This window comes from Streptomyces sp. NPDC004721, assembly GCF_053601495.1.
Genome location: NZ_JBSGBZ010000057.1, coordinates 14824 through 29593, shown reverse-complemented (window position 1 = coordinate 29593; position 14770 = coordinate 14824). Strand labels below are relative to the sequence as shown.

The 14770-nt window shown below is 72.3% G+C and carries 16 protein-coding genes and 1 pseudogene; 6 read left to right on the top strand and 11 right to left on the bottom strand.

Going from position 1 to position 14770, the window contains the following annotated elements:
- Positions 1–98: 98 nt before the first annotated feature.
- Complete coding sequence (gene def, locus ACWEK3_RS34535; protein ID WP_376409837.1) at positions 99–638, top strand: peptide deformylase; 540 nt, start codon at positions 99–101, stop codon at positions 636–638.
- Positions 639–728: 90 nt separating this feature from the next.
- On the opposite strand, the gene ACWEK3_RS34530 is transcribed toward def, so the two are convergent.
- Positions 729–1373, bottom strand: a complete 645-nt coding sequence (locus ACWEK3_RS34530; RefSeq protein ID WP_361414673.1) for a TetR family transcriptional regulator — start codon at positions 1371–1373, stop codon at positions 729–731.
- 169 nt (positions 1374–1542) lie between these two features.
- Between ACWEK3_RS34530 and ACWEK3_RS34525 the strand changes: the two genes are divergently transcribed.
- Positions 1543–2769 carry an acyl-CoA dehydrogenase family protein gene (locus ACWEK3_RS34525; protein WP_450542495.1) on the top strand — a complete coding sequence of 409 codons (1227 nt, stop codon included), beginning with the start codon at positions 1543–1545 and terminating at the stop codon, positions 2767–2769.
- On the opposite strand, the gene ACWEK3_RS34520 is transcribed toward ACWEK3_RS34525, so the two are convergent.
- From ACWEK3_RS34520 to ACWEK3_RS34485, 8 genes and pseudogenes are all read right to left on the bottom strand, one after another.
- On the bottom strand, positions 2766–3284 hold the full coding sequence (locus tag ACWEK3_RS34520; RefSeq protein ID WP_376549838.1) for a cupin domain-containing protein: 519 nt from the start codon (positions 3282–3284) through the stop codon (positions 2766–2768). The genes ACWEK3_RS34525 and ACWEK3_RS34520 overlap by 4 nt on opposite strands.
- A gap of 7 nt (positions 3285–3291) precedes the next feature.
- Positions 3292–4521, bottom strand: coding sequence for a cytochrome P450 (locus ACWEK3_RS34515; protein WP_450542493.1), 1230 nt, complete (start codon positions 4519–4521; stop codon positions 3292–3294).
- Positions 4518–5585 (bottom strand): annotated as a pseudogene (locus ACWEK3_RS34510) (type III polyketide synthase); the annotation flags it as partial. The gene ACWEK3_RS34515 and the pseudogene ACWEK3_RS34510, both read right to left, overlap by 4 nt.
- A gap of 608 nt (positions 5586–6193) precedes the next feature.
- Positions 6194–6433, bottom strand: coding sequence for a DUF6213 family protein (locus ACWEK3_RS34505; RefSeq protein ID WP_141363213.1), 240 nt, complete (start codon positions 6431–6433; stop codon positions 6194–6196).
- A gap of 25 nt (positions 6434–6458) precedes the next feature.
- Complete coding sequence (locus tag ACWEK3_RS34500) at positions 6459–7844, bottom strand: NADP-dependent succinic semialdehyde dehydrogenase (RefSeq protein WP_450542491.1); 1386 nt, start codon at positions 7842–7844, stop codon at positions 6459–6461.
- Between the two features lie 77 nt (positions 7845–7921).
- Complete coding sequence (locus ACWEK3_RS34495; RefSeq protein WP_450542489.1) at positions 7922–8395, bottom strand: NUDIX domain-containing protein; 474 nt, start codon at positions 8393–8395, stop codon at positions 7922–7924.
- Positions 8392–9930 carry an ATP-dependent DNA ligase gene (locus ACWEK3_RS34490; RefSeq protein WP_450542487.1) on the bottom strand — a complete coding sequence of 513 codons (1539 nt, stop codon included), beginning with the start codon at positions 9928–9930 and terminating at the stop codon, positions 8392–8394. Before ACWEK3_RS34490 ends, ACWEK3_RS34495 begins: the two co-directional genes overlap by 4 nt.
- An 81-nt stretch (positions 9931–10011) precedes the next feature.
- Positions 10012–11007 carry an NAD(P)/FAD-dependent oxidoreductase gene (locus ACWEK3_RS34485; RefSeq protein WP_450542485.1) on the bottom strand — a complete coding sequence of 332 codons (996 nt, stop codon included), beginning with the start codon at positions 11005–11007 and terminating at the stop codon, positions 10012–10014.
- A gap of 76 nt (positions 11008–11083) precedes the next feature.
- Here ACWEK3_RS34485 and ACWEK3_RS34480 point away from each other — a divergent pair, with 76 nt between their 5' ends.
- The 4 genes from ACWEK3_RS34480 (at position 11084) to ACWEK3_RS34465 (ending at position 13970) form a co-directional block, all read left to right on the top strand.
- Entirely contained in the window at positions 11084–11668 is a 585-nt protein-coding gene (locus ACWEK3_RS34480; protein WP_361414656.1) for a helix-turn-helix domain-containing protein, read from the top strand.
- 93 nt (positions 11669–11761) lie between these two features.
- Positions 11762–12739, top strand: coding sequence for an NADPH:quinone oxidoreductase family protein (locus tag ACWEK3_RS34475; RefSeq protein WP_450542481.1), 978 nt, complete (start codon positions 11762–11764; stop codon positions 12737–12739).
- Positions 12736–12876 (top strand): hypothetical protein, encoded by a 141-nt coding sequence (locus ACWEK3_RS34470; protein ID WP_453251472.1) that lies wholly within the window; start codon positions 12736–12738, stop codon positions 12874–12876. The genes ACWEK3_RS34475 and ACWEK3_RS34470 overlap by 4 nt, the downstream gene beginning before the upstream one ends.
- Positions 12873–13970 carry an acyl-CoA dehydrogenase family protein gene (locus tag ACWEK3_RS34465; RefSeq protein WP_453251465.1) on the top strand — a complete coding sequence of 366 codons (1098 nt, stop codon included), beginning with the start codon at positions 12873–12875 and terminating at the stop codon, positions 13968–13970. Before ACWEK3_RS34470 ends, ACWEK3_RS34465 begins: the two co-directional genes overlap by 4 nt.
- Before the next feature lie 15 nt (positions 13971–13985).
- Here the strand turns inward: ACWEK3_RS34465 and ACWEK3_RS34460 are convergent, their stop codons facing one another.
- Complete coding sequence (locus ACWEK3_RS34460) at positions 13986–14180, bottom strand: hypothetical protein (RefSeq protein WP_361414650.1); 195 nt, start codon at positions 14178–14180, stop codon at positions 13986–13988.
- A gap of 159 nt (positions 14181–14339) precedes the next feature.
- Positions 14340–14699, bottom strand: a complete 360-nt coding sequence (locus tag ACWEK3_RS34455; protein WP_361414648.1) for a DUF779 domain-containing protein — start codon at positions 14697–14699, stop codon at positions 14340–14342.
- Between the last annotated feature and the right edge of the window lie 71 nt (positions 14700–14770).

The window sequence follows — 14770 nt, the reverse complement described above, 5'->3', positions numbered from 1 at the left end:
TGGTGTGGAGCTCAGCCTATCGAGATCCGTTGAGCTCCCGAATCCCGGCCCATGCCAGCGCGGCAGGCAGGGGCACATGGAACCGTACCCTTGCCGCCATGCGACATGGCTCGATCCCGGGCGCCCGCGGGCGCGTCCGGCCCCTTTCCCTGCTCGGCAGCCCCGTTCTGCACGCCCCCTGCGAGGAGGTCACCGACTTCGGTCCCGAACTGTTCCAGGTGGTGGAGGACTTGTTCGCGACGATGTACGCGGCGCGCGGCGTGGGCCTCGCCGCGAACCAGATCGGGCTGCCGCTGCGCGTCTTCGTGTACGACTGCCCGGACGACGAGGACGTGCGCCACCTCGGCCATGTGGTCAACCCGCGGCTGGTGGAGGCGGACGGAGTGGAGATCCGCGGTCCGGAGGGCTGCCTGTCCCTGCCGGGCCTGGAGGCGGGGACGGAGCGCTACGACCACGCGGTGGTCGAGGGCTTTTCGGTGACCGGGGAGCCGGTCACCGTGCACGGGACGGGGTTCTTCGCGCGCTGCCTCCAGCACGAGTGCGACCACCTCGACGGCCGGGTGTACGCCGACCGCCTCTCGGGATGGCGGCGCAGCCGGCTGCTGAGGCAGGCCGCGCGGGCACCGTGGGGGCGGTGAACCTCCGCGCGGCCGCGGGCCGTCGGCGGCCGTTCGCGCCCCGCGGCGGAGCCGCCGCACGGTGATGAGCGCCGTGCCCGCGGGCGCGGCTCAGAACCCGGGGCCGCCCATCTTGTCGCCCACCGCCGCCAGCCGTCCCCACAGGAGGTCCGCCAGGCTGCGGACCAGTTCCGCCCGCGAGCACGGCCGTTCGCCCAGCCACCAGTCGCCGGCCGCGTGCATCATGCCGACGATGCCGTGGCCCCACACACGGGCCAGTTGCTGCCCGGCGGGACCCAGGTCGAGCCGCTCCTCGATGACCCGGGCCAGTTCCTCGCCCATGCGGCGCAGCAGCGGGGCGGAGTGCTTGCCGACGTCGAAGCCCTGGTCGGTGCCCTGGCCACCCTCCGCCGGATGCATCAGGAAGCGGTAGACCTGCGGGCGGGCCTCGATGGCCGCGAGGTAGGTGTCCAGCGTCGACTCCACGCGCTCCCGCCGGTCCGCGGGGGCGTCCAGCGCGGCCCGCAGGGAGCCGAGCAGGGCGTCGGTGTGCCGCTGGGCGAGGGCGGCGTACAGCCCTCCCTTGTCGCCGAAGTGGCGGTAGAGGATCGGCTTGGTGATGCCGGCCTCGGCGGCGATGGCGTTCATCGACGCGTGCGGGCCGTCGCGCAGCACCACCCGGTCGGCGGCCTCCAGCAGCTCGCGCCGTCGGCGGTCGGCGGACCGCTGCTGATCGGTCCGCTGCGTGGTGTCCATGAGATCTCCCCACCCGTGCTGGTTCGGTGACGCCTGCGCAAAGTAACACTGACGGGGTCGGATACCTCGAACGGGCTGCCGGGGAATGATCGGAAGTTGACTTTTTCTACTGAGCGGTAACATAGTACCGTTACCGCAAGTAACACGCAGGTGCGCCGCTGGAGGGGACATGGCCGAGTTCACCATGGAGCTCAACGAAGAGCAGAAGGAGGTCCGGGACTGGCTGCACGGCTTCGCGGCCGATGTGATCCGCCCGGCCGCCGCCGAATGGGACGAGCGTGAGGAGACCCCCTGGCCGGTCATCCAGGAGGCAGCCAAGGTCGGCATCTACTCCCTCGACTTCTACGCCCAGCAGTACTTCGACGCCACCGGCCTCGGCATCCCGATGGCCATGGAGGAGCTGTTCTGGGGCGACGCCGGCATCGCCCTGTCCATCGTCGGCACCGGCCTCGCCGCCGTGGGCGTCCTCGCCAACGGCACCGAGGAGCAGATCGGCACCTGGATCCCGCAGATGTACGGCGACCCGAGCGACGTGAAGGTCGCCGCCTTCTGCTCCTCCGAGCCCGACGCCGGCTCCGACGTGGCCTCGATGCGCACCCGCGCGGTGTACGACGAGGCCAAGGACGAATGGGTGATCAACGGCACCAAGACCTGGGCGACCAACGGCGGCATCGCCAACGTGCACGTGGTCGTCGCCTCCGTCGACCCCGAACTCGGCTCCAAGGGCCACGCCTCCTTCATCGTCCCGCCGGGCACACCGGGACTGACGCAGGGCCAGAAGTTCAAGAAGCACGGCATTCGCGCCTCGCACACCGCCGAGGTGGTCCTGGACGGCGTACGCCTTCCCGGGGCCTGCCTGCTCGGCGGCAAGGAGAAGCTCGACGAGCGGCTCGCCCGCGCCCGGGAGAAGGCCCGGAAGGGCGGTGAGAGGGTGAAGAACGCGGCGATGGCCACGTTCGAGGCGTCCCGCCCCGCCGTCGGCGCCATGGCGGTCGGCACCGCCCGGGCCGCCTACGAGGTCGCCCTGGACTACGCCAGGACGCGGGAGCAGTTCGGCCGGCCGATCATCGACAACCAGGGCGTCGCCTTCCAGCTCGCCGACATGCGCACACAGATCGACGCCGCCCGGCTGCTGGTCTGGCGGGCCTCGTGGATGGCGGTCAACGGCAGGCCGTTCGAGGCCGCCGAGGGCTCGATGTCCAAGCTGTTCGCCAGCGAGACCGCGAAGAAGGTCACGGCCCAGGCCATCCAGATCCTCGGCGGCAACGGTTACACCCGGGAGTACCCGGTGGAGCGGATGCACCGCGACGCGGCGATCTACACCATCTTCGAAGGGACCAGCGAGATCCAGCGGCTGGTGATCTCCCGCACGATCTCGGGCATGCCGATCCGCTAGCGGTGCCGCAGCGGCGTCAGTTGGTCGATGTCGTAGCGCCTTCTGAGGGCCTCGATCGCCGTGTGGTCCGGCGGGCCCCCGTTGCCCAGGATCTCCAGCAGTTCCTCGAAGTACCGCTCGTGGTCCGGCGGTGGGGACGCCTGGAAGAACATCTTGGCGGGGGTGTCGGTGGGGTTGGCGAAGGCGTGCGGGCAGCCCGGCGGGACGACGATGACCGTGCCCGGGGTCGCCCGCACCACGCGGTTGCCGGAGGGGGACTCCCACCGCTGCCAGTGGTCGGGGGTCCGGATCCGCGGCTCGAAGGCGAGCACGTCCAGCTCGCCCTCGAGCACGTAGAACAACTCCTCGCTGCGGGTGTGCACATGGGCGCCGACGTCGAAGCCCGGCGGGACCTCCACCTCGAAGGTGGACGCGGTCCGCGAGTGCGAGCCGGTCACCTTGAACGTCACGCGCTGGGCCGGCGCCTCGACGACGCGGCCCTGGCCCGGCGGTACGAGCAGCCCTTCCGTGCTCATCGCCGGCTCACCACGTCACGGGCAGGGCCTCGGGCACCCGGATCAACGCGCCCTTCCTGAAGGGCACGTGCTCCGGGGACACCGCGAGCCGCAGATTCGGCACCCGGTCAAGGAGGGCGTCCACCAGCAGCTCCGCCTCCAGCCGGGCCAACTGGCCGCCCGGACAGTAGTGCGGGCCGAAGCCGAACGCCACATGCGGGTCCGGACTGCGCGTGAGGTCGATCGTCCCGGGGTCGGGGAAGACGTCCGGGTCGCGGTTGGCGGCCAGGTACGACACGTAGACCGCGTCGCCCGCCCGGATCCGCACCCCCTTGATCTCCACGTCCTCCAGGGCGATCCGGGACAGCCCGACCGCGTTGCGGTGCGGGATGTAGCGCAGCAGCTCGTCGATGGCCCGGGGGCGCATCCGCCGGTCCGCGCGCAGCCGGTCGGCCAGCTCGGGACGGGTCAGCAGGATGTGGAACATCTGCCCGCTGTTGCTGGTGACCGCCTCGCCGCCGATCTGGAGGAGGATCGCGAGCCCCACGGCCTCCGCCAGGGCGATCTCACGGCGTGCCACGGCGGTCCCGAGCAGCGAGGCGATGTCCTCCCCGGGGCTGTCCGCGCGGGCGTCGAGGAGCTCGGCGAAGTACGTGCCCATCTCCTCCTTGGCCTGCTCGCTGACGGCGGCGCCGTGCGCGGAGGACAGGATCAGCCGGGTCCAGGCGTGCATCCCCTGCCGGTCCGCGACCGGCACCCCCATCAGCTCGCAGATCACCGCGATCGGGAACGGGCTGAGCACCTCGGCGGTCAGGTCGGCGGGCGGGCCGTTGGCGAGCAGGTCGTCGACCAGTTCGTCCAGCATCCGGCGAGCGCTGTCCCGCACCCGCTCGACACCGGGCGCGGTGAGGGCGGGGGCGACCGCGCGGCGCAGCCGGGTGTGGTCGGGCGGGTCCAGGAAGCCGACCGCGTCGCGGGCCGGGATGAAGTGCGGGGCCAGCCGGGTGATCTGCCGGTCGATGACCGCCTCGCGGCTGAACCGGGGGTCGTTGGTGACCGTCCGCATGTCGTCCATGCGGGTCACCAGCCACGCCCAGCCCTCGCCGTTGGGCAGCTCGATACGGGTGACCGGGCCCTGCTCCATCAGCTCGGAGAGCACCGGGTCGAAGGCCACGCCCGTCAGGTCGAACGCCGGCCAGTGCCAGAGCGGCGGCACCGTCCCGGTGCGTGCCTCCTCGACGAGCGTCTCCTCGGTCATGCCCCGCCCCCGGCCTGCCAGTAGCCGAGCGACATCTCGGCGGTGATGCCGGGACCGAACCCGGCGAGCAGTCCGCGCGCCCGGTCCTCGGTGCCGCCGTCGTCGAACAGCCGGCGCAGCGCGTCCAGGACGACGGCGCTGGCGATGTTGCCGTACTCGGTGAGCGTGGCCCGGCTGAACCGGAACGCGTGCGGCTCGACGTTCAGGAACTTGCTGAGGTCGTCGAGGATGCGCGGGCCGCCTGCGTGGATGACGTAGAAGTCCAGGTCGGACGCGTCCCAGCCGTGCACTCCGGCCAGGTCCCGCAGGGCCGGGGCGAGCGGCTCCATCGTGGTGGGCACCCGCTTGTCCAGCATGAAGTGGAAGCCGGTCGCCCGGACGTCGTAGGCGATCCACTCCTCGGTCTTGGGGATCAGGTACGAGCCGTTGCGCTCCAGCCGGACGCCCGTTCCGCCGGTGCCGCGGACCACGGCCGCGGCGATGCCGTCGCCGAACAGGCCGTTGGAGAGCAGGGAGCCGACGCCGAGGTCGGTGGGCTGGTAGCACAGCGAGCAGAACTCGCAGGCCACGATGAGCGCGTTGGCGTCCGGGTAGGCCGTGCAGAAGTCGTGGGCCCGGTTGATCGCGGCGCCCCCGGCGGCACAGCCCAGCTGGGCTATGGGCAGCTGCCGGGTGGTCGAGTCGAACTCCATCTCGTTGATCAGCCACGCGGTGAGCGAGGGCATCATGAAGCCCGTGCACGACACGTAGATGATGACATCGATGTCCCGGGCCAGGAGCTCGGCGTCGTCGAGAGCCCGCTGGATGACCGCGGGGACCCGGGCCTTCGCCTCCTCCTCGTAGAGCTTGTTGCGCTCCTCGAAGCCGGGGTGCTTGAGGGTCTCCTCGATGGGCTGAACGATGTGCCGGGTCCGCACGCCGGTGTTCTCGATCAGCCGGAGGGCCAGGGGGAGCTGCGGGTGGTCCGCGTGGCGGGACCGCGCGAGCTCCAGCGTCTCCTCCATCGTGATCACGTGCTCTGGAACGGACACCGAGGGTCTGCACAAAGTCGCCATGAGCCGTGCCTGCTTTCGCCTTCCGGAAGGCCGGTTGCCCCCCGGTCAGAGGGTGGTGCACCAGAAGGGTGGCTCATCCACGATCGCCCGAGAGAGCGACGATCTTCTCGCGGAACTACTCCAATCCGGCGACGGCGGACAGGGCCCGGCGGGCTCGCGAGACTCGGTTCGGGAGGACGGGAAACCGGCTCCCGCGGCCGGAAAGCGCCTGTTCACAGCGTTGTGGTCGCGTTCCGTCACGGGCCCCGCGGCCTGCTCCACCCGCCACCCACCACAGGAAGATCGAAGCCGCGCCTCCTGGGCCGTCGGGGGCGGGCGTCGGCGTCAGCCTTCAGGAGTACGGCACCGGGCCCGCACGGAGGCAGCCGCCGTCCATGCCGAGCCTGCGGCGCGGACGCCGCGCAGGCGCACGGCCGGGCTCCGTGTCTCGGGGCGGGGCCGGGCGGTAGTGCTGCGACCGGAAAGGTTCACCGGCTCGCGGGACGGGACGGGAATGGCAACACGGGGGGCTTGGCGGCCGTGCTGAAGCGCCTGCCGGGTCACGGCAGCCGACCGCGTGCCACGTCGAGCCCGTCAGCCCGGTTGGTCCCGCCGGCCCGTCCGTGCCGTCGGTCCGGTCAGCCGGAGGCGGTTCCGCTGCTGTGGGCGATGCAGGCCACGTCGATGCGGTCGGCCAGCTTGGCCAGCTCGATGGTCAGCGCGGCCACCGTATCCTCGTCGAGACCCTCCTGGCCGGCCTCCACCAGCCGCAGCCACCGCCCACCGACCGTGCGCAGCAGCTTGCTCACGTCGGCCGCGGCCACCTGCAAGGTACCGCGGTCGTCGACGATCAGAGGGAGAGTCACTTCGCGGTTCACAAAGGGGATCGTAGCCGTGGAAGGCTCACGCCCCGTGCCACACGGTGGTGATGTTGCAGAACTCGCGGATTCCGTGCCCGGACAGCTCACGTCCGAACCCCGACCGCTTCACACCCCCGAACGGGAACGCGGGGTGCGAGGCGGTCATCCCGTTGAAGTACACCCCGCCCGCCTCCAGGTCCCGTACGAACCGTTCCACCTCGGTCTCGTCCTCGGTCCAGACGTTGGAACTCAGGCCGAAGAGCGAGTCGTTGGCGATGAGCACCGCCTCGTCGAGGTCGGCCGCCCGGTACAGCGTGGCCACCGGACCGAACGCCTCCTCGCGGTGGATGCGCATCTCGCGGGTGATGCCGGACAGCACGGTCGGCGGGTAGTACCAGCCGGGCCGGTCGGGCCGTTCGCCACCGCACATCACATGGGCCCCGCCGCGCCGGGCGTCGTCGACGAGCTCCTCCAGGTCCGCGCGGCCCCGCTCGCTGGACAGCGGCCCGACCTCGGTGTCCTCCTGCAACGGGTCGCCGATCCGCAGCGCCCTCATACCGGCGGTGAAACGCTCGGCGAAGGCGTCGTAGACGTCCGTGTGCACGATGAACCGCTTGGCGGCGATGCAGGACTGGCCGTTGTTCTGCACGCGCGCGGTCACCGCGACCCCGGCGGCCCGGTCGATGTCGGCGGACGGCATCACGATGAACGGGTCGCTGCCGCCCAGCTCCAGCACCGTCTTCTTGATCATCTCCCCGGCGGTGGACGCCACCGCCCGCCCGGCCGGCTCGCTGCCGGTCAGGGTGGCCGCCTTCACACGCTCGTCGCGCAGGATGTCGTCGACCGCTCCGGAGCCGATGAGCAGGGTCTGGAAACAGCCCTCGGCGAAGCCCGCCCGGTGGAACAGGTCCTCCAGGTACAGGGCCGTCTGCGGCACGTTGGAGGCGTGCTTGAGCAGGCCGACGTTGCCGGCCATCAGGGCGGGCGCGGCGAAGCGGACCACCTGCCACAGCGGGAAGTTCCAGGGCATGACGGCCAGCACCGGTCCGAGCGGCCGGTAGCGGACCAGGGCGCGGGAGGCCCCGGAGTCCTTCACGTCCGACTCGGCGGGCCGCTCGTCGGCGAGCAGTTCCTCGGCGTGCTCGGCGTACCAGCGCATCGCCTTGGCGCACTTCGCGGCCTCCGCGCGCGCCTGCTTGACCGGCTTGCCCATCTCCGTGGTCATGACACGGGCGATCTCCTCCCGGTCCTCGTCGAGGAGGGCGGCGGCCCTGTTCATCAGCCGTGCCCGCTCGGCGAAGGCCGTCGTCCGGTACGTACGGAACGTGGCCTGCGCGAGCTGGAGCCGGCGCTCGATCTCCTCCTCGCCCATGGCCTCGTACGTCTTGAGCGTCTCGCCGTTGGCCGGGTTCACCGTGGCGATGGACATGGCTGACCTCCCCGGGGAGCGGGCTGTGCTTCGACCTTCCCGCGCCGCGGTGCCGATCGCAACGCGTGAGGTCCTCGTCAGAGCGAGTGCTCGGCCAGGCGGTCGAGAAACGCGGTCTGGGCCGTGACGATCACCTCGCGGGCCCGGTCCAGACCGAGCCAGGCCACCCGGTCGAGCTCCGGGAACTCCTGGGCGCGTCCGGACCGCGGCGGCCACTCCATGGTGAACGTGCCGGGGACGATCGCCGCCGGGTCGAGGTCGCCCTCGATCGCCCAGGCGGTGACGGTCTTGCCGTTCGTCTGCCGGACTTCGCCCAGCGGCACGGCCTCCCCGTCCGGCGGCGGCAGCCCCAGCTCCTCCCGGAACTCGCGGCGGGCCGCCTCCCACGCGGGTTCCTCCGGGTCGTACTCGCCCTTCGGCACCGTCCACGCCCCCGCCTCCCGCCGGGCGAAGAAGGGGCCGCCCATGTGTCCGAGGAGCACCTCCAGGCCGTCGCCGGAGCGCCGGTACAGCAGCAGGCCGGCACTGCGCCGACCCCGCCGGGCGCTCATGGCGCGACCTCCGGGTGCGCGGCCAGCAGCGTCGCGACGCTGTCCGCGTCCTCGGGCCGCTTGTCCTCGCGGTAGCGCACGACCCGGGCGAAGCGGAGGGTGACGCCCGCGGGGTAGCGGGTGGACCGCTGCAGGCCGTCGTAGGCGATCTCGACGACGAGTTCGGGACGTACGGTCACCACCCAGCCGTCGTCCTCGACGGCGAGCCGGCCCAGCCGCTCGGTCTGCCAGGCCAGCATGGCGTCCGTCATCCCCTTGAACGTCTTGCCGAGCATCGCGAAGCCGCCGTCGGCGGTGCGTGCGCCCAGGTGCAGGTTGGAGAGTTTGCCGGTGCGGCGGCCGTGGCCCCACTCGGCGGCCAGGATCACCAGGTCCAGGGTGTGCACGGGCTTCACCTTGAGCCAGGACGCGCCTCGCCGGCCCGCGCTGTAGCCGGCGTCGAGGGCCTTGACGACCACGCCCTCGTGGCCGCGCCGCAGTGTCTCGGCCAGGAACCGTTCGGCCTCGCCCACATCGTCCGGTCCGGACACCAGGGTGCGCCTGACCCGCATCGGCTCCGGCACCAGACGGGCCAGCTCGGCGTGGCGCTCGGTCAGCGGCAGGTCGAGCAGGTCGCGGTCGCCGACCGACAGCGCGTCGAAGAAGACGGGGGAGACGGGGACGGCCTCGGCGGCCGTGGCCACGTCGACGCGCGAGCCCACGCGTCCGGCGGTCTCCTGGAACGAGCGCGGCCGCCCGTCCGCCCCGAAGGAGATGACCTCGCCGTCCAGGATGAACCGCTCGCCGTTCAATTCCCTTGCGACCGCCGTCAGTTCCGGAAGCCGGTCGGTGATGTCGTCCAGGGTGCGGGTGTGCACCCGTACGGTGTCGCCGTCCCGGTGGACCTGGACCCGGATGCCGTCGAGTTTCTCCTCGACGGCGCACGCGCCGAGCCTTTCGACCGCCTCGGCCACGGAGGAGGCGCTGTGCGCCAGCATCGGCAGGACCGGGCGGCCGACGGTGAGCCGGAAGCGCTCCAGCGCCGGTGGGCCGTCCGCGAGCAGGGCCTGGGCCACCGTCTGCAACGATCCGGCCAGCATCACCGCCCGCCGCACGTCCACCGGGGGCGCGCCCGTCGCCCCGGCCAGCGCCTCGACGGCGATGGCGTCCAGCGCCCCCTGCCGGACCTCGCCGGTGAGCAGCCCCAGCAGGAACCGCTGTTCGTCCTCGGTCGCCGCGGCCATCAACTCACCGACGATCCGGGAGCGTTCCGCCTGGGATCCGGTGCCGGAGACCTTGCCGAGCTCGCTCAGCCGGGCGTCCACCTCGCGCACGGTGAGAGACGCCTCGGCGGCCGGGGCGACCCGGCGGCCGAGCACCTTCCAGCCCACCCCGAGCCGCCCCTGCGGCAGCCGGCCCGCCAGATAAGGAATGACGACCGGCACATCCTCCGCCCCCGCCTCCCGGAACAACTCCGCAAGCAGAACGATCTTCCGGGACCGAGCCGAGGCGGCAGCAACCTCCCGCGAAACCCGAGCCAACCGCGCGAGCAACATGCAGCCATGGTGCAACGCGGGACGCCGTCCTACACCCGGACGTCGCCTTGCGCGTGGGCGCCGCCTGCACCCGGGCGCCCCCTACACCCGGGCCGTGCTCCCCGCCGCCACCGCCGCGTCGAGGTCGGTGAACAGCAACTCGCCGTTGATTGCGGCGCCGGCGCGGTAGCCGCGGCTGGCTGCGTTGATCACCTGTTCGGCGAAGCCGCTCGCGTTTCCGGCCGACCACAGGCCCGGGACGGTTGTCAGGCCCCGTTCGTCGATCACCGGGAAGGCGCCGAACGGCGTCTCGCGGAGTTCGGCGCCCAGTTGCTGGAGGAGGTCGGTCTGCGGCAGCGCGCGCGGCGCGACGAAGAGCGCCTCGCGGGCGTGCGTCGTGCCGTCGGCAAGGCGGACCCCGGTCAGCCGGTCCGCCTCGACGACGATCCCGGCCACCTCGCCGGGCACCACGTGGACGCCGGCCGCGGCCAGTCGGCGCAGGTCGTCGTCGTTCAGCTCGTCCTCGGCGACCCGGTGCAGGAAGAGCGTCACGTCCTTGGACCACTGGGTCACCATCAGCGCCTGGTGGACGCTCAGCGGGGTCGTGGCGAGCACGCCGAAGGCCTGGTCGCGCACCTCCCAGCCGTGGCAGTACGGGCAGTGCAGGACGTCGCGGCCGAAGCGTTCGGCGAGGCCCGGGACCGCCGGGAGCTCGTCCTTCAGGCCGGTGGCGACGACCATCTGCCGGGCGTGGACCGTACGCCCGCCGGCCAGCGTCACGTCGAACTCGCCGTCGGCGTCCCGGACGGCCTCCACCGCCCGGTCCCGGACCAGTTCGACCCCGTACCGCTCGATCTCCTCGCGGCCGGCGGCGAGGAACCGCTCCGGGGACATACCGTCCCGGGACAGGAAGCCCTGCATGTGCGCGGACGGCGCGTTGCGCGGCTCGCCCGCGTCGACGACCAGCGTGCGCCGCCGGGCTCGGCCGAGGACCAGCGCGGCGGACAGGCCCGCCGCGCCGCCTCCGACGACGACGGCCTCGTACTTCTCGGCCGGCTCCGTCTTCTCACTCTTCTCGGTCATGGTGACCACCTCCATCGAGAAGGTCGCCGGTCCAGTGCCGGACTGACAAACGCATTTGCTGGTTCGGCAAGCGAGGCAGCAGTATCGAGGCATGAGCATCGAGGACGTTCTGGCCGATGTGGGCCCCCGGCTGCGCCGGATACGCAAGGAACGGGAGGTCACCCTCGCCGCCCTCGCGGAGGCGACCGGGATCTCCGTCAGCACCCTGTCGCGCCTGGAGGCGGGCCTGCGCAAGCCGAGTCTGGAGCTGCTGCTCCCGATCGCCCAGGCCCATCGGATGCCGCTGGACGAACTGGTCGGAGCCCCTCCGGTGCGCGATCCGCGGGTTCGGGCCGAGCCGATCGTGCGCGGCGGCCGCACCCACTGGCCGCTGACCCGGCAGCCGGGCGGCCTTCAGGCGTTCAAGGTGCTGGAACCGCGGCGCAGGCTCGAACCGGACCCGCGGACCCACGAGGGCTACGAGTGGCTGTACGTGCTGTCCGGCAGGCTGCGGCTGGTGCTCGGCGGGCACGACGTGGTGCTCACGGCCGGGGAGGCGGCGGAGTTCGACACGCGCGTACCGCACTGGTTCGGGTCGACGGGGGAGGGGCCGGTGGAGTTCCTGAGCCTGTTCGGGCCGCAGGGCGAGCGCATGCACGTACGGGCGCGGCCGGCGCGCGGTGGCGAGGACGGCTGACCACGGGGTGTTCCCGGATAGGCAAGCGACTGCTTAGTATGCGATCGACCCCGGTCAGACGACGCGACGACGCGGTCCCCCTGGAGGCGGCGCATGCAGGCATGGCGAGTGCACGACAACGGCGAGCCGGGCAAGGTGATGCGGCTGGAGGAGACCGAGCCGCCCGTCCCGGGCGAGGGCCGGATCCTGCTCAAGGTGAGTGCCGCCAACATCAACTTCCCTGACGCGCTGCTGTGCCGCGGCCAGTACCAGATCATGCCGCCGCTGCCCTTCACCCCGGGCGTGGAGATCTGTGGCGAGACGGAGGACGGCCGCCGGGTGATCGCCAACCCGGAGCTGCCGCACGGCGGTTTCGCCGAGTACGCGGTCGCCGCCACCGACGCCGTACTGCCCGCCCCCGACGCGCTGGACGACGCCGAGGCGGCCGCCCTGCACATCGGCTACCAGACGGGCTGGTTCGGCCTGCACCGCCGGGCGCGCCTGGAGGCCGGCGAGACCCTGCTCGTCCACGCCGCCGCCGGAGGCGTCGGCAGCGCGGCCGTGCAGCTCGGCAAGGCGGCCGGCGCCCGGGTCATCGGTGTCGCCGGCGGTGCCGGGAAGGCCGCCGTGGCCCGCGAGCTGGGCTGCGACGTGGTGATCGACCGGCACACCGAGGACGTCGTCGCCGCCGTGAAGGAGGCCACCGGCGGCCGGGGCGCGGACGTGGTCTACGACCCGGTCGGCGGCACTGCCTACGCCCAGTCCGCCAAGGCCGTCGCCTTCGAGGGCCGGATCCTCGTCGTCGGCTTCGCCGGCGGGACCATCCCCAGCCCGGCGCTGAACCACGCACTCGTCAAGAACTACTCGATCGTCGGCCTGCACTGGGGCCTGTACAACACCAAGAACCCCGAGCTGGTCCGGCACTGCCACGAGCAGCTCACCGACCTGGCCGCCCGGGGCGCGATCAAACCGCTGGTGAGCGAGCGGGTGCCGCTGGCCGGGGCCGCGGCCGCCGTCCAGCGGGTGGCCGACGGAGCCACCACCGGCCGCGTCGCCGTGGTGCCCGCCCTGGAGAACGGAGTCGCCGCATGACCGACGCCGACGAACTGCGCTGCCGCACCGGCGAGTTGCTGGCCGCGCACCCGCCGGCCACCACCGAGCGCGTCCTCGGACTGCCCGCCGAGCCGCGCACCGACAAGGACGTCGCCTGGAAGGACCTCGCCCGATGAGCACCACGAGCGCCGAACCCGACCTGCTGTACTCGGAGGAGGAAGAGGCGCTGCGCGCCGCCGTCCGGGACCTGCTCACCGACCACTGCGCCCCGGCGGACGTGATCGCGCGCGCCGAGACGGACGCCTCGCACGACCTCGCGCTGTGGAAGACGCTCGCCGACGGAATGGGCCTGGCCGGTCTGCTGGTGCCCGAGGAGCACGGCGGCCAGGGCGCCACACACCGCGAAGCGGCCGTAGTCCTGGAGGAGTTGGGCCGCGCGGTGGCTCCCGTCCCGTACCTCACCAGCGCCGTGGTCGCCACCGAGGCGCTGCTGGCCTGCACGGGTGACGACCGCGCCGGGCTCCTGTCCCGTCTGGCGTCCGGTCGTGCGATCGGCGCCCTCGCGGTCGGGCTGCACACCGCGCCGGGCGCCTTCAGGACCGTACGGCTGGAATCCGGGCTGCTGCACGGGGAGTTGACGGGCATCGCGGACGCGGCGGTCGCCGACGTGCTGCTCGTGCCCGCGGAGGACGGCGCGCTCTACGCCGTCGACGCGGACGACGCCACCATCACCCCGCAGGTGTCGCTGGACCTGACCCGGCCGCTCGCGGCCGTCTCCTTCGACGCCGTACGGGGCCGCCGGCTGGGCGACGCCGGGCCCGCCGTGCACCGGGCGCTGCGGGCCGGCGCCGGACTGCTCGCCTCCGAACAACTCGGCCTCGTCGACTGGACGTTGACCGAGACCGTGCGCTACCTGAAGGAGCGCACTCAGTTCAACCGGCCCGTCGGCGGCTTCCAGGCGCTCAAGCACCGGCTCGCCCAGCTGTGGCTGGAGGTCGCCGGCCTCCGCGCCGCCGCCCGGTCCGCGGCCGACGCGCTCGCCAGGGAGGAGGGCGCCGACGTGGCGGTCGCCGTCGCCCAGGCCTACGCGGGGCCCGTCGCCGTCCACGCGGCCGAGGAGGCGCTGCAACTGCACGGCGGCATCGGCATGACCTGGGAGCATCCGGTCCACCTGTACCTGAAGCGGGCCAAGGCGGACTCGATCGCGTACGGCACCGCGGGCGCCCACCGCGAGGCGCTGGCCCGGCTGGTCGGCCTCGAAGCGCCCTGACCCGCGAGCCGGGCGTCAGGGGTGCAGGCTGCCGACGATCTGCGCTGTGGCGATCAGGCCCTCGTGAATGGTGGGCGCCATGCTCGTACCCGCCAGGAAGAAGCCGAGCAGGACGCAGACCAGGGCGTGCGAGAACTTCAGCGCGCAGTTGCGCACGAAGATCACCGCAAGGAGCAGAAGCAGCAGCACCACAGAGATGGAAATGGCCATCGTCGTCCTCCTCCGCCACGCCCACTTCGCGGCTTTCGGCCGCAAGTGTGGCGTAGCGGAGGGTCAGGCCGTGCGGGAGACGCGTCCTCCGAACGAGTGGTTCTGCCGCCGTACTGGAACCGCGCCCCGCGTTCCGGAACGTGATGTCCCGTGCGGGGCTCAGGCCTCGATGACACGGGAGCGGATGAGGAAGCGCACTCCCTCGGGTGCCTCCAGGGAGAAACCGCTGCCCCGTCCGGGCACCACGTCGACGATGAGCCGGGTGTGGCTCCACACTTCGTACTGGCTGCGCGACATCCAGAACGGAACCGGCCGGTCCACCCCCTCGACCTCCAGTTCCGCCAGCAGCACGTCCGAGCCCCCGGTACGGAACTCGCCGTCCGGATAGCACATCGGCGCGCTTCCGTCGCAGCAGCCGCCGGACTGGTGGAACATCAGCGGCCCGTGCGCCTCGCTCAGCCGCCGCACCAGGCCGGCCGCCGCGGGGGTGAACTCCACACGCGGGATCTCCTCGTACATCGTCGCCGTCCTTCGCCGCCCCGGAAGAAGAAGCCGGACCCAGACAAGCAGCACGGAGGTTGCGACAAGGT